Origin of the sequence: Pseudomonas syringae (genome assembly GCF_021606685.1) — a bacterium.
GTDB classification, from domain to species: Bacteria; Pseudomonadota; Gammaproteobacteria; order Pseudomonadales; family Pseudomonadaceae; genus Aquipseudomonas; species Aquipseudomonas syringae_R.
The window spans coordinates 17,402-38,098 of record NZ_WKCB01000041.1 but is presented as its reverse complement, the minus strand read 5'-3'; the positions used below and the strand labels follow the sequence as shown (position 1 = coordinate 38,098).

Sequence of the window (20,697 nt, the reverse complement as noted above, 5' to 3'; positions counted from 1 at the left end):
ATTCTTTCTGTTCCCTTCTTTGGTGCGTATTCCGATATGAGTTCCGCTCTGTCCATCCGGCAGCTAACCAAAACCTACGGCAACGGTTTCCAGGCCCTGAGTGGTATCGATCTGGACGTTGCCGAAGGTGACTTCTTCGCCTTGCTCGGCCCCAACGGTGCCGGCAAATCCACCACCATCGGCATTCTCTCGACCCTGGTCAACAAGACCAGCGGCACGGTGAATATCTTCGGTCACGACCTGGACAAATCCCCGGCGGCGCTCAAGCGTTCCATCGGTGTGGTGCCCCAGGAGTTCAACTTCAACCAGTTTGAAAAGACATTCGACATCGTCGTGACCCAGGCCGGCTACTACGGCATCCCGGCAAAAATCGCCAAGGAACGTGCCGAGCAGTACCTGACCCAATTGGGCCTGTGGGACAAGCGCGATGTGCCGTCGCGTTCGCTGTCCGGCGGTATGAAGCGTCGCTTGATGATTGCCCGCGCGCTCGTCCATGAGCCGCGCCTGCTGATCCTCGATGAGCCCACCGCCGGTGTGGATATCGAGTTGCGTCGTTCGATGTGGACCTTCCTCACCGAGCTGAACGAGAAGGGCATCACCATCATTCTCACCACCCACTACCTGGAGGAGGCTGAGCAGCTGTGCCGCAATATCGGCATCATCGACCATGGCACCATCGTCGAGAACACCAGCATGCGTAACCTGCTGGGTCAGTTGCACGTGGAGACCTTCCTGCTCGACCTGAAAAACAACCTGTCGGTGCCGCCGCAATTGCTCGGCTACCCCAGCCGTCTGGTGGACAGCCATACCCTGGAAATCCAGGTGGACAAAGCCATGGGCATTACCGCGCTGTTCACTCAGTTGGCGGCCCAGAACATCGAAGTGCTGAGCCTGCGCAACAAAACCAATCGCCTTGAGGAGTTGTTCGTGTCCCTGGTGGAGAAAAATCTGGCGAAGGTGGCGTTATGAGTTCCGAACTGCAACCCAACCTCGTCGCGCTACAAACCATCGTTTATCGCGAAGTGAAGCGCTTTACCCGGATCTGGCCGCAGACCCTGCTGCCGCCGGCGATCACCATGGTCCTGTATTTCGTGATCTTCGGTAACCTGATCGGCCGGCAGATTGGCGATATGGGTGGTTTCACCTACATGGAATACATCGTGCCGGGCCTGATCATGATGTCGGTGATCACCAACTCCTACGGCAACGTGGTGTCCAGCTTCTTCGGCAGCAAGTTCCAGCGCTCCATCGAAGAACTGATGGTGTCGCCGGTGTCGCCGCACACCATTCTGATCGGCTACACCCTGGGCGGCGTACTGCGCGGCCTGATGGTGGGCGTGATCGTGACCTTGCTGTCGCTGTTCTTCACGCACCTGCAAGTGCATCACCTCGGCCTGACGATTCTGGTGGTCGTACTGACGGCGACGATTTTTTCGCTGCTGGGGTTCATCAACGCAGTGTTTGCGCGCAACTTCGATGACATTTCGATCATCCCGACGTTCGTGCTCACGCCGCTGACCTACCTGGGCGGGGTGTTCTACTCCATCACCTTGCTGCCGCCGTTCTGGCAGACCGTGTCGTTGGCCAACCCGGTGCTGCACATGGTCAACGCCTTCCGCTACGGCATCCTCGGCGTGTCGGATATCAAGATCAGCGTGGCGATCACCTTCATGATCGTGGCGACCGTGGTGCTGTACATCGGCTGTGCGAAGCTGCTGGTGAGCGGGCGCGGGATGCGTACCTGACTCAACGGATGTACGCGGTCAAAAATGTGGGAGGGGGCTTGCCCCCGATAGCGATCTGTCAGTCACTCATGCACTGACTGATCCACTGCTATCGGGAGCGAGCCCCCTCCCACATTTGTATTGGCGTAACGTCAGGAATTGAGTGCCAGTTCGATCAGCCCATGCAGCGCTTCCACCGTCAGCGGCTCGGTCGAGAACAGAATGCGAAACACTGTGGGCGCTGCGATCAGGTTGATCAAATGGTCCACGCTCGGTGGCACCGGGTCCGGATAGCGATCGACAATCGCCTGCAGCTGTCCACTCAAGATGCTCACGCAGTACCCCGGCGTGACCATGCACTGCAGGTCGCGCATCATGTTGCGACCCGGCTCGGAACTCATCTCATCCAGATACTGCTCGGCCCAAGCCTGCAAGTCGCCGCGCAGGCTGCCGGTGTTGGCTGGCTCACTGTCCGGGCGCATGCGTGCCAGGGCCACATCCGCGAGCAGCACACCAAGGTCGCCCCAGCGCCGGTAGATGGTGGAGGGCGTAACCCCTGCGCGTGCGGCAATCATCGGCACGGTAACGCTGGAGCGCTCATGAGTTTCCAGCAAATCACGTACGGCCGAATGAACGGATTCTTGTACCCGGGCACTACGGCCCCCCGGGCGGAGGCCTTCTTTTATCGCCATGTTTGCGACCTTAACACAAAGAATTTGCTTTAAGCGCTGGCCGGTAGCACACTCCGCAAAAGCAAAATATTAGCTTTAGCAGAGCGTGCCCATGTCCAGCCTCACTTCACATCGTTCCAGCCTGGTGTTCCTGGCGATCACCTTGCTCACGTTTCTTGCGGCCTCCAGTGCGCCAACGCCCTTGTATCACCTGTATCAGGAAGGCCTGCATTTTTCCGCCGGCATGCTGACGCTGATCTTCGGCGTCTACGCCTTGAGCCTGTTGGCGGCGCTGTTGACCGTCGGCTCGCTGTCGGACCACCTGGGCCGCAAGCCGGTGATTTTTGCTGCATTGGCCCTGAATATGTTGGCGATGTTGCTGTTTATCAATGAGAGCAGCGTGGCCTGGCTGCTCGCCGCGCGCACCGTGCAAGGGTTTGCCACCGGCATGGCCACCGCCGTGTTGGGCGCAGCACTGCTCGACACCGACCGCCAGCAAGGCCCGCTGGTCAACAGCGTGGCGCCGTTGCTGGGCATGGCGTGCGGCGCGATGGGCAGCAGCTTGCTGGTGGAGTTTGCGCCGCTGCCGACCCAATTGATCTACTGGACCTTGCTGCTGCTGATGCTGTTGCAGGCCTTGTACGTATGGCGCCTGCCGGAAACCGTCAGCCGTATGCCTGGCGCGCTGGCGTCGCTGCGTCCGACCTTGCACGTGCCTCCTCAGGCGCGGCGGGCTTTGTGGCTGGCGTTGCCGGTGGACGTGGCGGTGTGGGCGATGGGTGGGTTTTACCTGTCCCTCGCGCCTTCGCTGGTACGCGCAGCCACCGGTTCGACCTCCAACCTGATCGGCGGTGGCCTGGTAGCGGTGCTGACCGTGAGTGGGGCGCTGATGATTTTCACCCTGCGCAATCGCCCGGCCGACAAGGTGTTGCGCCTGGGTGCCGGGTTGCTGGCCCTCGGTGTGGCGTTGATCCTGACCGCTGTACACAGCGCCAGCCTGCCGTTGTTTTTCATCGCCACGTTGATCGCCGGCAGCGGCTTTGGTGCAGGTTTTCTCGGTGCGTTACGCAGCGTGGTGCCACTGGCATTGCCCCATGAGCGCGCGGGCTTGATGTCGGCCTTCTATGTGCTGAGCTACCTGGCGTTCTGCCTGCCGTCGTTGCTGGCGGGCAATTTGATTCGCAGCGTGGGTTTGATCGCCACCACCGATGGTTACGGCGCGGTGCTGATCCTGTTGGCCTTGGGTGCCCTGGCTGGGCTGCTGTGGAAAGAGCGGCGCCTGGCTTATATTGGTAAAACAGATAACAGTTAGAGATATTACCCGTTATATAGATATTCGATCAGGTTCTACCATGGGCTCAACCTCATGCGAGGAAGAGGATTGCCATCATGACCTGCTCGACTACCATCAGCTACAGACCCCTGAGCCACCTGACCCGTCCCCGGGAAGTGATTCGCCAGTTCACCCCCAACTGGTTTGCCGCGACCATGGGCACCGGCGTGCTGGCCCTGGCCCTAGCGCAATTGCCGGTCAACCTGCCCGTGCTGCACACCCTTGCCGAAGGCTTGTGGCTGTTCACCATTGGCTTGTTCATTCTGTTCAGCGCCTTGTATGCCGCGCGTTGGGTGATGTTTTTTCACGAAGCGCGGCGGATTTTCGGGCACTCCACCGTGTCGATGTTTTTCGGCACCATCCCCATGGGCCTGGCCACGATTCTCAACGGTTTATTGCTGTTCGGCCTGCCCCGCTGGGGCGACGACGTGATCGCGCTGGCCCAGGCCGTGTGGTGGCTGGATGTGGCAATGGCCCTGGCCTGCGGTGTGTTGATCCCGTTCATGATGTTCACCCGCCAGGAACACAGCATCGACCAAATGACCGCCGTTTGGCTGTTGCCGGTGGTGGCTGCCGAAGTCGCGGCGGCCAGCGGTGGTTTGCTCGCGCCCCATCTGGCCGACGCCCATTCACAGCTGGTGATGCTGGTGACCAGCTATGTGTTGTGGGCGTTTTCGCTGCCGGTGGCGTTCAGCATCCTGACCATTCTGATGCTGCGCATGGCTTTGCATAAACTGCCCCACGCCAACATGGCCGCCTCGAGCTGGCTGGCCCTCGGCCCCATCGGCACCGGTGCCCTTGGCATGTTGCTGCTCGGCGGCGACGCACCGGCGATTTTTGCCGCCAACGGCCTGCCGGGTGTCGGTGAAATGGCCAACGGCCTGGGCCTGGTGGCGGGCATTACGCTGTGGGGGTTTGGCCTGTGGTGGATGCTGATCGCGGTGTTGATCACCCTGCGTTACCTGCGCGCGGGTATCCCGTTCAACCTTGGCTGGTGGGGCTTCACCTTCCCACTGGGGGTTTACGCCCTGGCCACATTGAAACTGGCGAGCCTGCTGCACCTGGGGTTCTTCAGCGTATTCGGCAGCGTGTTGGTGATGGCATTGGCGCTGATGTGGCTGATCGTGGCCAAGCGCACGCTGCAGGGCGCCTATAAAGGTGAGCTTTTTGTTTCGCCGTGCATTGCGGGGCTAGCGAATAAGTAAGCAGGATTAGGTAAAGTCGTGGCCTGACTCTCTATAAGCCTTCAGGCCACGCAGGAACACGGACGATGAGCCACCCCTCACAATTCACCTTGCTGCGCACACGGCGCTTCCTGCCGTTTTTCATCACCCAGTTGCTGGGCGCGTTCAACGACAACATCTTCAAGCAATCGCTGATTCTGGCGATTCTCTACAAGCTCAGCATCGACGGTGACCGCGCCATCTGGGTCAACCTGTGCGCGTTGCTGTTTATCCTGCCGTTCTTCCTGTTTTCGGCACTCGCCGGGCAGTTTGGCGAGAAGTTCAACAAGGACGCCTTGATCCGCGCGATCAAGGTCGGCGAAATCGTGATCATGGCCGTCGGCGCCACGGGGTTTCTGTTCAACCACCTGGAGCTGATGCTGCTGGCGCTGTTTGCCATGGGCACACACTCGGCGCTGTTCGGCCCGGTGAAGTACTCGATCATGCCGCAGGCCCTGCACGACGATGAGCTGGTGGGCGGTAATGGCCTGGTGGAAATGGGCACGTTCCTGGCGATCCTGGCCGGCACTATTGGCGCCGGGATCATGATGTCGTCCACCCATTACGCACCGGTGGTGGCGGTGGCGATTATCGGCGTGGCGGTGTTGGGTTACCTGGCCAGCCGCAGTATTCCGCGCGCGGCGGCGTCTACGCCGCAGCTGCGCTTGAACTGGAACATCTTCAGCGAGTCCTGGGCCACATTGCGCCTGGGCCTGGGGCAGACCCCGGCGGTGTCGCGCTCTATCGTCGGCAACTCGTGGTTCTGGTTTGTCGGCGCGATCTACCTGACACAGATTCCGGCCTACGCCAAGGAGTGGCTGTACGGCGATGAAACCGTGGTGACGCTGATTCTCACCGTGTTCTCGGTGGGGATCGCCCTCGGTTCGATGCTCTGCGAAAAACTCTCCGGGCGTAAGGTGGAAATCGGGCTGGTGCCTTTCGGTTCCTTTGGCCTGACCGTATTCGGCCTGTTGCTGTGGTGGCACTCCGGCGGCTTCCCGCAGAATGTGCAGGCCAACGACTGGCTGGCGGTGCTCGGTTACGGCCAGGCCTGGTGGGTGTTGTTCGATATTCTCGGCCTGGGCGTGTTCGGCGGCTTTTATATTGTGCCGCTGTACGCCCTGATCCAGTCGCGCACCGCCGAGAACGAGCGGGCGCGGGTGATTGCCGCCAACAACATCCTCAATGCGCTGTTCATGGTGGTGTCGGCGATCGTGTCGATCCTGTTGCTGAGCGTCGCCAAGCTGTCGATCCCCGAGTTGTTCCTGGTGGTCTCGCTGCTGAATATCGCGGTGAACACCTACATCTTCAAAATCGTCCCCGAGTTCACCATGCGCTTTATGATCTGGCTGCTCAGCCATTCCATGTACCGCGTGGAGCATAAAAACCTCGACCTGATCCCGGATGAGGGCGCGGCGCTGTTGGTGTGCAACCACGTGTCGTTTGTCGATGCACTGCTGATTGGTGGCGCGGTGCGTCGGCCGATTCGCTTTGTCATGTACTACAAGATCTACCGCTTGCCGGTGTTGAATTTTATCTTCCGTACCGCCGGGGCGATTCCGATTGCCGGGCGTAACGAGGATATCCAGATCTACGAAAAGGCCTTCACGCGGATCGCCCATTACCTCAAGGAAGGCGAGCTGGTGTGCATCTTCCCGGAAGGCAAGCTGACGGCTGACGGCGAGATGAACGAGTTTCGCGGCGGCGTGACGCGCATTCTGGAAGAGACGCCGGTGCCGGTGATTCCGCTGGCGTTGCAGGGGTTGTGGGGGAGTTTCTTCAGCCGGGACCCGAACAAGGGCTTCTTTCACCGGATCTGGTCGCGGGTGGTGTTGGTGGCGGGGGAGCCGGTGTCTGTTGACTTGGCGACACCTGCGCAGTTGCAGGAGCGGGTAGGGGGGTTGCGCGGGGGTGTCAGGTAGCCAGGTGTTGAATGTGCTGGCCTCATCGGGGGCAAGCCCCCTCCCACATGTTGATTTGTGAACACCTTCAAAATGTGTGAGGGGGCTTGCCCCCGATGGCGGTAGTGGCCTAGGTGCTGATCTTGAGCCCAATGAGCCCGCAAATGATCAACGCCACACTGGCCAACCGAAACAGCGCCATGGATTCCCCAAACAGGATAATCCCGGCGATCACCGTGCCCACGGCACCCACGCCGGTCCAGATGGCATAGGCGGTGCCCAGCGGCAGTTCCTTCATGGCCAGCCCGAGCAGGCCGAGGCTGATGGCCATGGCGGCAATCGTCAGGGCGGTGGGCAGGGGTTTGCTGAAACCGTCGGTGTACTTCAGGCCGACGGCCCAGCCGACTTCAAACAACCCGGCAAAAAACAGAATGATCCAGGACATGCTGACCTCGCTTCTTCAGGCGGGGTCGTCCCCGGATTGTGCGCCTCGACAGCGTCGCGGGGTCGTCCCCGCGAAGCTCGGTAGAGTGCCTAAAACGGCTCGAACGATCAAGTTTGCGCGGTGTTCTCCACAGCGCGGCGGTCTTCCTTCTCGCTCATGCGGCGGAAGTAGGTCGACAGCAGTGCCCCGGAAATATTGTGCCAAACGCTGAACAGCGCGCTCGGCACCGCCGCCAACGGCGAGAAGTGCGCGCTGGCCAGTGCCGCGCCCAGCCCGGAGTTCTGCATGCCCACTTCCAGCGCCAGCGACTTGCGCTGGGCCAATGGCAGCTTGAACACGCGGCCGGTGAAGTAGCCCAGCAGGTAACCGAAGCTGTTGTGCAGCATCACCACGGCCATGATCAACAGGCCGGACTCGGCGATCTTCGCCTGGCTGGCGGCAACCACCGCCGCGACGATGATCACAATGCTGACCACCGACACCAGCGGCAACACCTCCACCGCATGCCGCACCCGCTCGCCGAGCACGCGTTGCGCGACCACGCCGAGCACGATAGGCAGCAGCACCACCTGCAGGATCGACCAGAACAACTCCATGAACGACACCGGCAACCAGGCCGACGCCAGCAACCAGATCAGTGCCGGCGTGAGCAGCGGGGCGAGGAGGGTGGTGACGGCGGCGATGGCCACCGACAGCGCCAGGTCGCCACGGGCCAGCCAGGTCATCACGTTGGACGAGGTGCCGCTTGGGCAGCAGCCGACCAGGATCACGCCGACGGCAATTTCCGGCGGCAGGTGAAACGCCTGGCACAGCAGCCAGGCCACGCCCGGCATGATCACAAAGTGCGCAACCACGCCCAGGGCCACACGCCATGGGTGGCGGGCGACCTCGGCGAAGTCTTCGAGTTTGAGGGTCAGCCCCATGCCGAACATCACCAGGCCCAGCAGCGGGACGATGGCGCTTTTCAGGCCGATGAACCAGCTCGGTTCAAGGAAGGCGACGACGGCGAAAATCAACACCCAGTAGGCGAAGGTATTGCCGACGAAGCGGCTCAAGGCGGCGAGTGCGCGCATGGGGATGTCCTTGTTATTAGGTTCTTGAAGTGCAAATGCAATCAAATGTGGGAGGGGGCTTGCCCCCGATGACGGTGTGTCAGCCCCTGCAGAGTTGGCTGATCCACTGCAATCGGGAGCAAGCCCCCTCCCACCTTTTGATCTTCGCAGGGCTTTAGATGCCTTGTGGGGTTTCTTCACCACCCAACGCTTCGATCAGCGCCGGCAGGAAGTCGCCGAAGGTCAGCATCATCAGGGTAAAGCTGGCGTCCAGTTGGCCCAGGGCCTCTTCGCCGCCGTCCTGTTCTGCCTGGTCTTGCAGCAGGTCTTCGAACTTGAGGCGCTTGACGGTCATCTTGTCGTCGAGCATGAAGGACAGCTTGTCCTGCCAGGCCAGCGACAGTTGGGTCACGACTTTGCCGGTGGTCAGGTGCAGTTGGATCTCTTCGCCGGTCAGGTCCTGGCGCTTGCAGCGCACAATCCCGCCATCTTCGTGGGTGTCGCGCAGTTCGCATTCGTCGAGGACGAAGAAGTCATCGGCCGGCTTCTGAGTGGTGACCCAGTCGGTCATGATTGCGGTTGGCGCGGTTTTCACCGTCAGTGGGCGTACCGGCAGGGTGCCGATCACTTCACGCAGGGTCGACAGCAAGTCTTCGGCGCGCTTGGGGCTGGCCGAGTTGACGAGGATCAGGCCCTGTTTCGGCGCGATGGCGGCGAAGGTCGACGAGCGACGGATAAAGGCGCGGGGCAGGAAGGCCTGGATGATTTCATCCTTGATCTGGTCGCGTTCCTTCTTATAGACCTTGCGCATTTGCTCCGCTTCGATCTCTTCGACTTTCTCTTTGAGTGCATCGCGCACCACGCTACCCGGCAGGATGCGTTCTTCCTTGCGCGCAGCGATCAGCAGGAAGTCACCGCTGACGTGAACCAGGGGAGCGTCTTCACCTTTACCGAAAGGTGCGACGAAACCGTAAGTGGTCAACTCCTGGCTTGCACACGGGCGTGCCAGTTTGGTGGCCATGGCCGCTTCCAACGCCTCGGCATCAACAGGCAGATCTTGGGTCAGGCGATAGATAAGCAGGTTCTTGAACCACATGGGGTGAGTCTCTCCTTTATACAAAGGGGGGCATTATTCTCTTGATAGCGCCTCAGGCCAACCCTGCCTAAGCCATTGGAAGCTATCAAAAAAAAGATTTAAGAAAGTGCTTGCCAGACCCAGGGTCGCTCCGTAGAATGCGCGCCACACCGAAGCGAAGGGTGATTAGCTCAGCTGGGAGAGCGTCTGCCTTACAAGCAGAATGTCGGCGGTTCGATCCCGTCATCACCCACCATTCGCTTTATGTGTTACGCGCAGCGGTAGTTCAGTCGGTTAGAATACCGGCCTGTCACGCCGGGGGTCGCGGGTTCGAGTCCCGTCCGCTGCGCCATATTCGGTAACCTGGAACACTGAACGCCAGGTCACCACAAGAAGCCCGCTCATTGAGCGGGCTTTTTACTGTCTGGGGTGTGCAAACGCCAAAAAACGCCGCCGATCATTTCCGATGATCGGCGGCGTTTTTGTTAGGGCCGGGTCAGAAATCCCAGCGCGTGCTGAGCATGAAGTTGCGTGGCTCACCATACGCCGCCGACTTATAGAAGCCGATGTTGGTGTAGTAGGACTTGTCGAAGATATTGTTGACGTTCAGCGTCGCCGACACGTTCTTGGTGATCTGGTAGCGCGTCATTACGTCCACCAGCCAATAGGCGTCCTGGGAGAATTCCTCGTTACGCAGGCGGGGCGTGTTGTAGACGTCTTGCCAGCCGACGCTCTGCCAGCGCACGCCACTGCCGATGGTCAGCTTGTCCAGGTTGCCCTTGAGTTTATAGGTGGTGTACAGGCTGACCTGGTCCTCGGGTTCAAAGGTGGAAATCTTCTCGTCCTTGTCATCCCGCACGATCTTGTGGGTGTAGCCCGCCTGCACCTGCCAGCCGGGCGCCAGTTCGCCGGTCATCTCCAGCTCATAACCTTTGGTCACCGCCTTGGTGCCCTTGAACGCGTAGTTGGTCGGGGTCGGCTTGAGGTTGTTGTAGTCGTCATCGGGCAGCGAGCGGTTGGTTTCGTGGATCTCGAAGTAGGCGGCGCTGGCATTCAGGCGGCCGTCGAAGAAATCGGCCTTGAGGCCCAGCTCGTAGTTCTGCCCTTCGTCCGGCTCAAGCAGCTTGTTCTGTCGGTCGCGGTTGTAGCTTTCCTGGGGCATGAAGATGTCGGTGTAGCTGGCGTAGACCGAGTAGGTGTCGTTCAGGTCGTAGATTGCGCCGACATACGGCACGAAGCGCCCGGACTCGCGGTAGTTGGGGTTGTAGCCGGTGACCTGGTAGTTGACCACCCGCCCGCCGAGCAGCAGCTTGAGGTCATCGGCCAGGTTCAGGCGGGTTGTCATGTACACCCCGGTCTGGCGCACAGTGTCATCGATCAGCAGCTGCGCCTTGCCCCAGTCCGGGATCGTCGCGTGGCCGTGCCAGTTATTGAAGTCGACGATGTTGGGGGACAGGTTCCAATAGCCTTTGCCTTTCCACTCGGAAGCGCTGATCGAGCCACCCAGCACCAGTTCATGCTCACGGCCGCCGAGGTCGAACGGGCCGCTCACGTAGAGGTCGGCGGAGTCGCTGACGGTTTCCCCGGTGTACTTGCCGGAGGTGAGTTGTGCGGTGCCGTCCGGCTGGGGTTCTTCGCCCTGGATCGAGCCCATCAACGCGTGGTAACCGTTGATCTTGTGGTCCAGTTGCAGCTTGGTCACCCAGCCATTGCCCAGGTCATGTTCGAGCATGGCGAACACGGTGCGGGTGTATTGCTCCCAACTGCTCCAGTCGGCGGCGTTGTTGAACGAGCGCTTGACGTTGTTGAGTTCGCCCCTGGAATTGATCAGCGGGAAGCTGCCCGACCAGGAAGAGCCTTTTGGCAGGCTGTCCTGGTAATCGCCACCGACGGTCAGCAGGGTATCGGGTGACAGGTCGAATTCGACGATGCCGTAGTACGTCGGGCTCTGGCGCGAGTAGTGGTCCATGAACGAATGCTTGTCCTGATACGCCGCAACGGCGCGGCCGCGCACATTGCCGCTGTCGGTCAGCGGGCCGCTGACGTCCAGTTCGCTGCGGTAGTTGTCCCAGGAGCCGGCGCCAAGGGAGGCATGCCCCTGGAACGTTGCGGTCGGTTTCTTGCGCACCAGGTTGATCGTGGCGCCGAGTGAGCCGGCACCGGTGAGCAGGCCGGTGGCGCCCTTGAGCACCTCGACGCGGTCGTAGATCGCCATGTCGCTCAGGGTATTGCCCGCCGAGTAGGCCACGTTGCGGGCCGTCGACGGGATGCCGTCGTACTGGAAGTTGTTGATCGAAAACCCGCGGGCGTAGTAGTTGCTGCGCTCGGTATCAAAGGCCGAAACGGTGATGCCGGGCGTGTGGCGCATCACATCGTCGAGGTTGTTCAGGCCAAAGTCATCCATGTGCTGGCGGGTCACCACCGTCACCGACTGCGGGGTTTCCTTGGGGGTCAGCACCAGGCGGGTGGCGGTCGCAATGCTGCCAGGGGTGTAGGAGCCGCTGCCCTCGGTGACGTTACCCAACTGGTTGGCGGTGACTTGGGTGGGGCCCAGTTCCATGCTGCCGTTGCCGGCGACGGGGGCCGGTTGCAGTGCATAGCCCTGATCGCCCTTGACCGCGCGGTAGCCGCTGCCTTGCAGCAAGCGGTCGAAGCCTTCCTGTATGCCCACGTTGCCTTTGAGGCCCGGGCCGTTGAGGCCTTCCACCTCATGGGACTGAAACACGATGGCGACGCCTGCCTGCTGGGCGAAGCGATTGAGCGAGCTGCCCAGCGGCCCGGCCGGGATGTCATAACCCTGGGTGGCGACGTTGAGCGGCTGCGCCTGGGCCAGGTTGGCGTTCATCACGCCTGCGCTGAGTATGGCCAGGGACAGCGGCGCACTTTTCAGCAGGCCAAAGCGACCGCGAGGGTAGGAAGGGGTGTGCATGGCGGAGGCAATCCTTTAGTTGTCGAATTACCTTGCTTGACGGGCAGCCTCGGAAAAACCGGAAGCAAATGCGAATAATTATTTTTTGGAGTTGGTTGTGGGCTCTACCACGATCAGCCATGGCGTGAAGTTACGGACCTTGATCGGCAAGGTCTGCGCCAGTAATTGCAGGGCCTGGTCGCTGTCATCCAGGGGGATGACGGCCGACACGCGCAAGTTTTGCAGGGCGGCGCGATCAAATTGCAGGTGCCCGGAGCGGTGCCGCGCAATCTCATCCAATACCTGGGGCAGGGGACGGTTCTCCACCACCAGTTGATGGCGGCGCCAGGCTTCGTTGATGCTGGCTGGGTCGATAGTGCCAGCCAGGCGCACGCTGTTCGCACTCATCAGCGCCCGCGAGCCGGCGTCCACTTCGAGCGTTTGTTGGGCGTTGGCACTTTGCGCGGCCACGCGCGATTGCAGCATGCTCAACACCGTCACATCGCCTTCACGCTTGACCACGAACCGCGTGCCCAGTGCACGCAAGGTGCCCTGAGGCGTCTGCACGATAAAGGGCCGTGTACTGTCGTGGGCCACTTCCACCAGGATCTCGCCTTGCAGCAGTTCGATACGGCGCTGTTGGGCGTCGAAATGCAGGTTCGCCGCGCTGATGCCGTTCAGGGTCAGCGTCGAGCCGTCCGCCAATTGCAGGGTGTACCATTGGCCGGGGCCGTTGCGTACATCGGCCATCCATTGTTGTGGGTATGGGCTGACCAGCAGCGCCGCCGCCGGCAAGGCCAGGCTGCCCGCCAGCAGCAGGGCACGCAGCGTGTGCGTGCCGCGCCGGGGTTTCGAATGGGCAAACGCTGCGCTCAACGCCGCCCGCGCCGGGGCTTTTTTGCCGCGCAGGGCCTGCATCCTGGCGATCACGGCTTCCATGCGCGCGGCGGCCGCCGCGTAGTGGGGGCCTTGTTGTTTCCAGCCTTCGAACGCCGCGCGCTGAGCGTCACTCAGTTCACCTTCGTGCAAGCGCAGCAGCCATTCGGCGGCCTGTTCTTCGATCTGTTGGTGGGCGTCGGGCATCGGGGCTCAAGTATCCATACTGTGACCGCAGTGCATCAGCGCCTGGATCAGGTATTTGCGCACGGTTCGTTCCGACAGCTTGAGTTGCCGGGCGATCTGTTGCTGGGTCATTTCTTCGAGGTAATACAGCACGAACGCCTCGCGGGAGTAAACGTGCATGCCTTCCAGGAGAAAGGCGATCTGTTCGAGGGCTTCGAGGGTGGTGTGGATCTGCTCCGGGGACTGGTAGCCCTCAAGCGCGTCCACCGTCAGCGCCAGTTCCTGCAGGTACGCGTGTTCAATCTGTTTGCGCCGCGCCTGGTCGATGATCAGGCGCCTGGCAGTGGTGCTCAGGTAGGCCCTGGGCTCACGAATGCCGGCGACGCATTCGCGCGTGTTCAGGATGCGGGCAAAGGTGTCCTGCGCGAGGTCGGCGGCGTTCTGTCGGCAGCCCAGCTTGCGCCGCAGCCACGTCAGTAGCCAGCCATGGTGCTCGCTGTAGAGCTGGGTTATTTCCCGTTGGAATGGCGGTTCACCCACTGACATAGACGCGGCTCAAGTGTTATTGAGAATGGTTTCTAATTGTGGGCCCAAGCATCGAGTAAACGCAATAGACTCGCGTTTGCGCGCCCAGAAGCCCGTTTTTACTGGGGTTGCGCGTTGTTCGAGAAAATATTTCAAATAAATTGCATTTAAATCAACACATTGCGAATTTTTGGTATATGATGCCGCCCACACCGAAAGTGAAGGGTGATTAGCTCAGCTGGGAGAGCGTCTGCCTTACAAGCAGAATGTCGGCGGTTCGATCCCGTCATCACCCACCATTCGCTTTATGTGTTACGCGCAGCGGTAGTTCAGTCGGTTAGAATACCGGCCTGTCACGCCGGGGGTCGCGGGTTCGAGTCCCGTCCGCTGCGCCATATTCGGTAACCTGGAACACTGAACGCCAGGTCACCACAAGAAGCCCGCTCATTGAGCGGGCTTTTTTTTGCCTGCGATTTGACCTTCCTGCGCGCGGGTGTTGTGCACTGCAGAGTCGTGCTGAACTGTGCTGGTGCGTCATGACGTGGGGGAATACCCCCATGCACATTGGTCGATTGCGCCTCTTGCCGCTTAAACGGTTATCTATAGCCACGCGAAGACTTCCAGGCGAGCTACCGGCAGCAGGACGCTGCGGTGCCCGCTCTCTATAAATAATGGCCTTTCAAGGCAATAAAAATAGTCTGCAAGGGGATGGCACTGTATGAAATATCCATTGCGTGCGTTGGTGTTCTGGCCAACGTTCCTGATTCTGCTGGCGGCGGTGATCGCCAGCTATATCGATCTGAATGCGTTTCTTGCGGTCAGCAAACAGCTCAATAGCGTGATCCTCAACAACTTCTCATGGTTGTTCAGCGCCGGCTCGTTCGCCATGGTGGTGTTGACCGCAATCGTCTACCTGTCGCCGCTGGGCAAGGTGCGCATCGGGGGTGAAGACGCCCAGCCATTGCTGAGCAAATGGCGCTGGTTCATGGTGGCGCTGTGCACCACGCTGGCGGTGGGGGTGTTGTTCTGGACCACCGCCGAGCCGCTCTACCATCTCTATGGCCCGCCCACCAGCCTGCCGATCGAAGCGGGCAGCGCTGCCGCGAAGAGCTTTGCGATGTCGACGATGTTCCTGCACTGGACCATCACCCCCTACGCGATCTACCTGGTGCCGTCGCTGGTGTTTGCGCTGGTGTTCTATAACCGTCGCAGTCGCTTCTCCATCGGCGCCATGCTCGAGCCCCTGCTCGGCGAGGCGCGGGTGCGCCGTTATGCCGGGTTGATCGACACCCTGGCGATGTTCGCCCTGGTGGCCGGCATGGCCTCGTCCCTGGGCACTGGCGCGCTGACCCTGTCGGGCGGCTTGAGCCAGTACATCGGCGGTGAAACCACGCCATTTCGCCTGGCGATCATCATCGCAGTCATTGTGATCACCTTTGTTGCGTCGGCGGCCAGTGGCTTGCAGCGCGGCATTGTGATGCTGTCGTCGTTCAACACCTGGATCATGCTGGCCCTGGGGTTGTTCGTGCTGTTGTGCGGGCCGACCCTGTACATGTTCAGCCTGGGCGTCGAGTCCCTGGGCATTTATCTCGACACCTTCTTCAGCCGCAGCCTGTTCACCGGCGCCGCCAGTGGCGACACCTGGCCGCAGAGCTGGACGGTGTTCTACTGGTCGGTGTGGTTTGCCTGGGCACCGGTGAGCGCGTTGTTCCTCGGCAAGATCGGGCGTGGCTACACCGTGCGCGAATTCATCCATATCAACATGCTGTACCCGGCGCTGTTCACCGCGATCTGGATCTGCATCTTCTCTGGCACCAGCCTGTACTTCGATGCCCTGGGCGATGGCAGCCTCAACCGCGTGCTGAACGAGCAGGGCGTGGAGCATGTGCTCTACCAGATGTTCCAGCAATTGCCGGCCAGCGGCCTGATGATCGCGTTCCTGTTGTTCGTCGCCTTCATCTCGTTTGTGACGGCAGCGGACTCTAGCACCGACGTCATCGCCAACCTGTGCAGCAAGGGCGTCACGGCCGATTCCGACCTGGATGGCAACCCGACGCTGAAAATCGTCTGGGGCGTGATCATCGGTACGGTGTCGTGGGTCATGGTCGCCTTCGTCGGCGTCGACGGGGTGAAGATGCTCTCCAACCTCGGCGGTTTGCCCGGGATGATCCTCGTGTTGCTCGCCAGTACCTCGCTGATCTTCTGGCTCAAGGACCCCACGCTGCTGGAGGTGAAAAATCAGCCGCCGGTTCCGCAGGCCGACACCCAGGACGCCGGCGCTGTGCCGCAATTCGCCCGCTAAGCCCTCACCTCTGTGTGTCTCCCCAGGCGCTCCCCAGCCGAGCGCGGGGAGTCGTTTGTTCGCAATAAATGCGTTTGGAGTTACCGATGGAAATCGTTACCGAATTTGCCTACAAGGTCCGTGAAATCGAGCATTGCCTGATCCCTCTCAAGGATGGCACCCAACTGGCCGCGCGCATCTGGCTGCCCGACGTCGCAGGTTCGCAGAGCTTCCCGGCGATCCTGGAATACCTGCCGTACCGCAAGCGTGACGGCACTGCCGTGCGTGATGCGCTGACCCACCCATGGATGGCGGGGCAGGGCTATGTGTGTGTGCGCGTGGACATGCGTGGCAACGGCGAATCCCAAGGGCTGATGGCCGATGAATACCTGTTGCAGGAACAGGAAGACGCCCTCGAAGTGATCGACTGGCTGTGCAGCCAACCCTGGTGCGATGGCAACGTCGGCATGATGGGCATCTCCTGGGGCGGCTTCAACGGCCTGCAAGTCGCGGCGCGCCAGCCTGAGGCGTTGAAGGCGATCATCACCCTGTGCTCCACCGATGACCGCTTTGCCGACGACATCCATTACAAAGGCGGCAACCTGCTGATGGAGAACTTTGGCTGGGCCGCGACCATGCTCAATTTCAGCGCGGCGGTGCCCGACCCGCTGCTGGTCGGTGACGACTGGAAAACCCTCTGGCAGCAGCGCCTGGACGCTATGCCGCTGCTCGCCGAAACCTGGCTGCAACACCAGACCCGCGATGACTATTGGCGTCACGGTTCGGTGTGTGAGGATTATTCGGCGATCAAGGCCGCGGTCTACGCCGTTGGCGGCTGGGGCGATGCCTACCGCAACACAGTGTCGCGCCTGATGGAGCACCTGCCAGGGCCCAAGAAGGCCATGATCGGTCCGTGGATTCACAAGTACCCACATTTTGCCGTGCCCAATCCGGCCATTGGCTTCCTGCAAGAAGCCAAACGCTGGTGGGATCACTGGCTCAAGGGCATCGACAATGGGGTGATGGATGACGCCGCCTGTACCTTTTACCTACAGGATATTCTGCCGCCCAAGGGCAGTTACGCCGAGCGGCCCGGCATCTGGGTGCAGACCTCGGGGTGGCCCGACCCACAGGTGCAGTGGACCGATTACAGTCTTGATGAGCGCGGCCTCTCGCCCGGCAAGCAGGCGTTGGCTACCGCACGCAGTGTGTGCTCACCGCTGACCACCGGGCTGCATCAGGGCGAGTACTGCGCCATCTGGTTTGGCCCCGACGGGCCGACGGACCAACGCCGCGATGACGCCAACTCACTGTGCTTCGACTCCCAGCCGCTGACCGAGCCCCTGGCGCTGTTGGGGGATGCGCGGCTGACACTGCGCCTGGCCAGCGACACCGCCTGCGGGCAATTGGTGGCGCGCCTGAATGCGGTGGCGCCGGACGGGCAGGTCACGCAGATCAGTTACGGCGTGCTCAATCTCACGCTGCGCGAGGACTTTTCCCAGGTCACGCCGGTGGTGCCGGGTGAGCCGATGGACGTGCACCTGAACCTGGACCACGTCGGCATGCGCCTGCCGGCCGGCTACCGTTTGCGCCTGGCCCTGAGCACTGCGAGCTTCCCCCTGCTGTGGCCCAGCCGCGAGCTGACCACCCTGACCTTGCTGCCGAGCCTGCAGTGTCTGCAACTCCCGGTCTTTACCGGCGACGCGGTGGAATGCCCGTTCGAGGCGCCGCAATCGGCGACCCCGGCCGCCCTGGAGATCCTGCGTGCCGCTGCGCCAAAACGCACGTTGATCGAGGACGTGGGCAGTGGCGAGGTCTGTGTGAAGATCGAGGACGACCTGGGCGCGATGCGTTTTACCGATCACGGCCTGGCGGTGGATCAGCGTTGCACCGAGCAATACCGCACCCTGCCGTGGGACCCGCTGTCGACCCGCGCCGATATCCAGTGGCACTACTGTGTGAGCCGCGATGCCTGGGCCGTGGAGGTGGAAAGCCGCCTGAGCGTGCACGCCGATGCCGAGTGGTTCTACGTGGAGGCGGAGCAGACGGCCTGGCAAAATGGCCAGTTGGAACACCGTCGGCAATGGAGCAAACGCGTGGCCAGGGTCGCGCTGTGAGTGAGCAACTGGCAGGATGCTTGCCCACGTGATCTCTGCGGGCCTGGGTAAAGCTGGGCCCGTTCTGCCATTGGAACCCGTTCATGTCGCGCCGAAACGTCGATCTTCCGCCACTCAACTGCTTGCAGACCTTTGAAGCGGCTGCCCGCCATTTAAGTTTTACCCAGGCAGCCCAGGAACTGAATCTGACGCAAAGCGCCGTCAGCCGGCAGGTCAAGCGCCTGGAAGACGACCTGGCGCGCCCACTGTTTTACCGGCTGGCCCAAGGGCTGAGCCTGACCCCGGCAGGGGTGCGTTACTTTCGCACCATCCAGCGGCTGTTGCGCGAACTCGACCGTGAGTCCGCCGAGTTGCGTCGGCGCGGTGCCGATCGCCAACTCACGCTGGCCAGTACGCCGACCATCAGCTCTATCTGGCTCGCCGGCCTGCTGCCGGCGTTTCAGCGCGAGCATCCCGACCTGGATATCCGCATCCTGTGCAGCGAAAGCCCGAGCCACCTGGATGTGAACGAATACGACCTGGGCCTGTTCTACCACCTCGACGAGCTGCCGGCGCCGCACGGTCTGGAGCTGTCGCCGGTGTTCGCCAGCGAACAGGTCATCACCGTGTGCAGCCCCGGCTATGTCGAGCGCCACGGTCCGATTCGCGACCTGCAACACCTGCTTTATAACCACACGTTGCTGATCGTCGAGGACCACTACCACGACTGGCTGACCTGGACCGACTGGTTCGCCGACGCCGGCGAGCACTACCACACTCCGCGCCATGCGTTGCGCACCAACAGCTATCAACTGTTGATGCAGTCGGCGGTGATGGGGCACGGTGTCGGCCTCGGCTGGAAGAGCCTGCTGGAAGGCGAACTGGCGGCCGGGCGCCTGCAAATGGCCTTGCCCCACACCATGCACAGCCGTGGCCGCTTGCACCTGATGCAACCCCATCACCGCAACCCGCCACCGGCGGCGCGTAGTTTTCGCCAATGGTTGCTGGCCCAGGCCAGCCGCTGAATACCCTTCTCTCACCGTCGACCGCCACCATGAACCTGACCTTCCTGACGTTCCCCGCGCTGTACAGCGCAACCATTCTGATGCTCACCGGCAACGGGCTGTTTTTCAGTTTTATCGGCCTGCGCCTGAGCAGCCAGGGCATCAACGAGGTGTGGATCGGCGCGCTGACGGCGGCGTACTACGGCGGCATGGTCTGCGGCGCCAAGTTCGGGCATCGCATGATTGCCGGGGTCGGGCATGTGCGCTCATATGTGGCCTGTGCCGGGGTCGCCACGATCATTGTGTTGCTGCATGTGCTGTTCGAGCAGTTGGAATTCTGGCTGGCGCTGCGGTTCGTGATGGGCCTGGTGATGATGAACCAGTACATGGTCATCGAAAGCTGGCTGAACGAGCAGGCCGAAAACAACCAGCGCGGTGCGGTATTCGCCGGCTACATGGTGGCGGTGTCCCTGGGGTTGATGCTGGGGCAGGGCGTGTTGATCTGGCGCCCGGAGCTGGACTTCAAACCGCTGATCATCGTCGCCATCTGCTTCGCTGCATGCCTGTTGCCGGTGACCATGACCAAGCGCCTGCACCCGGCCAAACTGGTGGCGGCGCCGCTGGAGGTCGGGTTTTTCTGGCAGCGTGTGCCCCAGGCGCTGACCACGGTGTTCGTGACCGGGCTGATGATCGGCGCGTTTTACGCCCTGGCGCCAGTATTTGCCACGCGCAATGGCCTGAGCACTGCCCAGGCCGGGACCTTCGTCGCGGTGTCGATCTTTGCCGGGCTGTGCGGCCAGTGGCCGATTGGCTGGCTGTCGGACCGCATCGATCGCTCACGGCTGATTCGTGCCTGCGCCCTGGCCTTGGGGCTGGTGGTGATTCCGCTGTGGGGGCTGGTGCAACTGCCGTATGCGCTGTTGTTGGTGTTCGGCTTTCTCAGCGGTTTGCTGCTGTTCACCCTGTACCCCTTGGCGGTGGCGCTGGCCAACGACAACGTCGAACAACCCCGGCGTGTGCCATTGAGCGCGATGATGCTTGCCACCCACGGCATTGGTGCCAGCCTGGGGCCGATGCTCAGCGGTGCGCTGATGAACAGCTACGGCCACGGTGCGTTCTACATGTTGTTTTCGGCCTGCGCGCTGTTGCTGATCTGGCGTGTGCAGCCCAAGAACGTCACCGGCGAATACCTCGTGGAAGGCGCGCCGCTGCACCACGTGGCCATGCCCGAACACCCGATGGGGGCCATGGCCGCCGTACTCGACCCACGGGTGGACGAAATTCCCGAGGAGTTGGTGATCAACGAACCAGCGCCCGACAACCAAGCATGAACGCTAGCGGTTTTTCTTCTTGCGAATCTGGCGTGTGGCCAGGTGCTCGAAGCAAAACGAGGCAGT

Annotated in this window: 16 protein-coding genes and 4 tRNA genes; 13 read left to right on the top strand and 7 right to left on the bottom strand. The window is 61.5% G+C overall.

Annotated features, from left to right (window positions below):
- Window positions 1-36 precede the first annotated feature (36 nt).
- On the top strand, window positions 37-969 hold the full coding sequence (locus GIW02_RS16505; RefSeq protein WP_236417373.1) for an ABC transporter ATP-binding protein: 933 nt from the start codon (window positions 37-39) through the stop codon (window positions 967-969).
- Entirely contained in the window at window positions 966-1,745 is a 780-nt protein-coding gene (locus tag GIW02_RS16500) for an ABC transporter permease (protein WP_236417375.1), read from the top strand. Before GIW02_RS16505 ends, GIW02_RS16500 begins: the two co-directional genes overlap by 4 nt.
- Window positions 1,746-1,876: 131 nt before the next feature.
- On the opposite strand, the gene GIW02_RS16495 is transcribed toward GIW02_RS16500, so the two are convergent.
- On the bottom strand, window positions 1,877-2,416 hold the full coding sequence (locus tag GIW02_RS16495) for a TetR/AcrR family transcriptional regulator (protein ID WP_236417385.1): 540 nt from the start codon (window positions 2,414-2,416) through the stop codon (window positions 1,877-1,879).
- A 91-nt stretch (window positions 2,417-2,507) separates the two neighbouring features.
- On the opposite strand from GIW02_RS16495, the gene GIW02_RS16490 reads away from it, so the two are divergent.
- The 3 genes from GIW02_RS16490 (at window position 2,508) to GIW02_RS16480 (ending at window position 6,873) form a co-directional block, all read left to right on the top strand.
- A complete protein-coding gene (locus GIW02_RS16490; protein ID WP_236421946.1) occupies window positions 2,508-3,707 on the top strand; it encodes an MFS transporter in 1,200 nt (399 codons plus the stop codon).
- A gap of 77 nt (window positions 3,708-3,784) precedes the next feature.
- Entirely contained in the window at window positions 3,785-4,933 is a 1,149-nt protein-coding gene (locus GIW02_RS16485) for a TDT family transporter (protein ID WP_236412638.1), read from the top strand.
- A gap of 65 nt (window positions 4,934-4,998) precedes the next feature.
- Window positions 4,999-6,873: an MFS transporter gene (locus tag GIW02_RS16480; RefSeq protein ID WP_236412636.1), complete on the top strand. Its 1,875-nt coding sequence runs from the start codon at window positions 4,999-5,001 to the stop codon at window positions 6,871-6,873.
- A 109-nt stretch (window positions 6,874-6,982) separates the two neighbouring features.
- Here the strand turns inward: GIW02_RS16480 and sugE are convergent, their stop codons facing one another.
- The 3 genes from sugE to rdgC form a co-directional block, all read right to left on the bottom strand.
- The gene (gene sugE / locus GIW02_RS16475) at window positions 6,983-7,297 is read right to left on the bottom strand and encodes a quaternary ammonium compound efflux SMR transporter SugE (protein ID WP_003237114.1); all 315 of its coding nucleotides are present in this window, start codon (window positions 7,295-7,297) and stop codon (window positions 6,983-6,985) included.
- Between the two features lie 107 nt (window positions 7,298-7,404).
- On the bottom strand, window positions 7,405-8,370 hold the full coding sequence (locus tag GIW02_RS16470) for a bile acid:sodium symporter family protein (RefSeq protein WP_236412634.1): 966 nt from the start codon (window positions 8,368-8,370) through the stop codon (window positions 7,405-7,407).
- A 154-nt stretch (window positions 8,371-8,524) separates the two neighbouring features.
- Window positions 8,525-9,445: a recombination-associated protein RdgC gene (rdgC, locus tag GIW02_RS16465; RefSeq protein WP_027607105.1), complete on the bottom strand. Its 921-nt coding sequence runs from the start codon at window positions 9,443-9,445 to the stop codon at window positions 8,525-8,527.
- Between the two features lie 159 nt (window positions 9,446-9,604).
- On the opposite strand from rdgC, the gene GIW02_RS16460 reads away from it, so the two are divergent.
- Both GIW02_RS16460 and GIW02_RS16455 read left to right on the top strand, forming a co-directional pair.
- A tRNA-Val gene (locus tag GIW02_RS16460) sits at window positions 9,605-9,680 on the top strand.
- A 19-nt stretch (window positions 9,681-9,699) separates the two neighbouring features.
- Window positions 9,700-9,776 (top strand) — tRNA-Asp (locus GIW02_RS16455).
- A gap of 144 nt (window positions 9,777-9,920) precedes the next feature.
- Here the strand turns inward: GIW02_RS16455 and GIW02_RS16450 are convergent.
- The 3 genes from GIW02_RS16450 to GIW02_RS16440 all read right to left on the bottom strand — a co-directional run bounded on the left by GIW02_RS16450 (window position 9,921) and on the right by GIW02_RS16440 (window position 13,940).
- Entirely contained in the window at window positions 9,921-12,353 is a 2,433-nt protein-coding gene (locus tag GIW02_RS16450; protein ID WP_456361646.1) for a TonB-dependent siderophore receptor, read from the bottom strand.
- 78 nt (window positions 12,354-12,431) lie between these two features.
- Window positions 12,432-13,415 carry a FecR domain-containing protein gene (locus GIW02_RS16445; protein WP_236412632.1) on the bottom strand — a complete coding sequence of 328 codons (984 nt, stop codon included), beginning with the start codon at window positions 13,413-13,415 and terminating at the stop codon, window positions 12,432-12,434.
- Between the two features lie 6 nt (window positions 13,416-13,421).
- Window positions 13,422-13,940, bottom strand: a complete 519-nt coding sequence (locus GIW02_RS16440; RefSeq protein ID WP_236412629.1) for a sigma-70 family RNA polymerase sigma factor — start codon at window positions 13,938-13,940, stop codon at window positions 13,422-13,424.
- 202 nt (window positions 13,941-14,142) lie between these two features.
- On the opposite strand from GIW02_RS16440, the gene GIW02_RS16435 reads away from it, so the two are divergent.
- The 6 genes from GIW02_RS16435 (at window position 14,143) to GIW02_RS16410 (ending at window position 20,631) form a co-directional block, all read left to right on the top strand.
- A tRNA-Val gene (locus tag GIW02_RS16435) sits at window positions 14,143-14,218 on the top strand.
- Between the two features lie 19 nt (window positions 14,219-14,237).
- Window positions 14,238-14,314, top strand: a tRNA-Asp gene (locus GIW02_RS16430).
- A 323-nt stretch (window positions 14,315-14,637) separates the two neighbouring features.
- Complete coding sequence (locus GIW02_RS16425) at window positions 14,638-16,221, top strand: BCCT family transporter (RefSeq protein WP_236412612.1); 1,584 nt, start codon at window positions 14,638-14,640, stop codon at window positions 16,219-16,221.
- 86 nt (window positions 16,222-16,307) lie between these two features.
- Entirely contained in the window at window positions 16,308-18,317 is a 2,010-nt protein-coding gene (locus tag GIW02_RS16420) for a CocE/NonD family hydrolase (RefSeq protein WP_236412610.1), read from the top strand.
- Between the two features lie 83 nt (window positions 18,318-18,400).
- Entirely contained in the window at window positions 18,401-19,321 is a 921-nt protein-coding gene (locus GIW02_RS16415; protein ID WP_236412608.1) for a LysR substrate-binding domain-containing protein, read from the top strand.
- 29 nt (window positions 19,322-19,350) lie between these two features.
- Window positions 19,351-20,631, top strand: a complete 1,281-nt coding sequence (locus GIW02_RS16410; protein WP_236412606.1) for an MFS transporter — start codon at window positions 19,351-19,353, stop codon at window positions 20,629-20,631.
- Window positions 20,632-20,697: the final 66 nt, after the last annotated feature.

Bases quoted from the DNA above. Each gene is read 5' to 3' on its own strand.
- GIW02_RS16505 (WP_236417373.1), top strand. From the start codon at position 37: ATGAGTTCCGCTCTGTCCATCCGGCAGCTAACCAAAACCTACGGCAAC.
- GIW02_RS16500 (WP_236417375.1), top strand. From the start codon at position 966: ATGAGTTCCGAACTGCAACCCAACCTCGTCGCGCTACAAACCATCGTT.
- GIW02_RS16495 (WP_236417385.1), bottom strand. From the start codon at position 2,416: ATGGCGATAAAAGAAGGCCTCCGCCCGGGGGGCCGTAGTGCCCGGGTA.
- GIW02_RS16490 (WP_236421946.1), top strand. From the start codon at position 2,508: ATGTCCAGCCTCACTTCACATCGTTCCAGCCTGGTGTTCCTGGCGATC.
- GIW02_RS16485 (WP_236412638.1), top strand. From the start codon at position 3,785: ATGACCTGCTCGACTACCATCAGCTACAGACCCCTGAGCCACCTGACC.
- GIW02_RS16480 (WP_236412636.1), top strand. From the start codon at position 4,999: ATGAGCCACCCCTCACAATTCACCTTGCTGCGCACACGGCGCTTCCTG.
- sugE (WP_003237114.1), bottom strand. From the start codon at position 7,297: ATGTCCTGGATCATTCTGTTTTTTGCCGGGTTGTTTGAAGTCGGCTGG.
- GIW02_RS16470 (WP_236412634.1), bottom strand. From the start codon at position 8,370: ATGCGCGCACTCGCCGCCTTGAGCCGCTTCGTCGGCAATACCTTCGCC.
- rdgC (WP_027607105.1), bottom strand. From the start codon at position 9,445: ATGTGGTTCAAGAACCTGCTTATCTATCGCCTGACCCAAGATCTGCCT.
- GIW02_RS16450 (WP_456361646.1), bottom strand. From the start codon at position 12,353: ATGCACACCCCTTCCTACCCTCGCGGTCGCTTTGGCCTGCTGAAAAGT.
- GIW02_RS16445 (WP_236412632.1), bottom strand. From the start codon at position 13,415: ATGCCCGACGCCCACCAACAGATCGAAGAACAGGCCGCCGAATGGCTG.
- GIW02_RS16440 (WP_236412629.1), bottom strand. From the start codon at position 13,940: ATGTCAGTGGGTGAACCGCCATTCCAACGGGAAATAACCCAGCTCTAC.
- GIW02_RS16425 (WP_236412612.1), top strand. From the start codon at position 14,638: ATGAAATATCCATTGCGTGCGTTGGTGTTCTGGCCAACGTTCCTGATT.
- GIW02_RS16420 (WP_236412610.1), top strand. From the start codon at position 16,308: ATGGAAATCGTTACCGAATTTGCCTACAAGGTCCGTGAAATCGAGCAT.
- GIW02_RS16415 (WP_236412608.1), top strand. From the start codon at position 18,401: ATGTCGCGCCGAAACGTCGATCTTCCGCCACTCAACTGCTTGCAGACC.
- GIW02_RS16410 (WP_236412606.1), top strand. From the start codon at position 19,351: ATGAACCTGACCTTCCTGACGTTCCCCGCGCTGTACAGCGCAACCATT.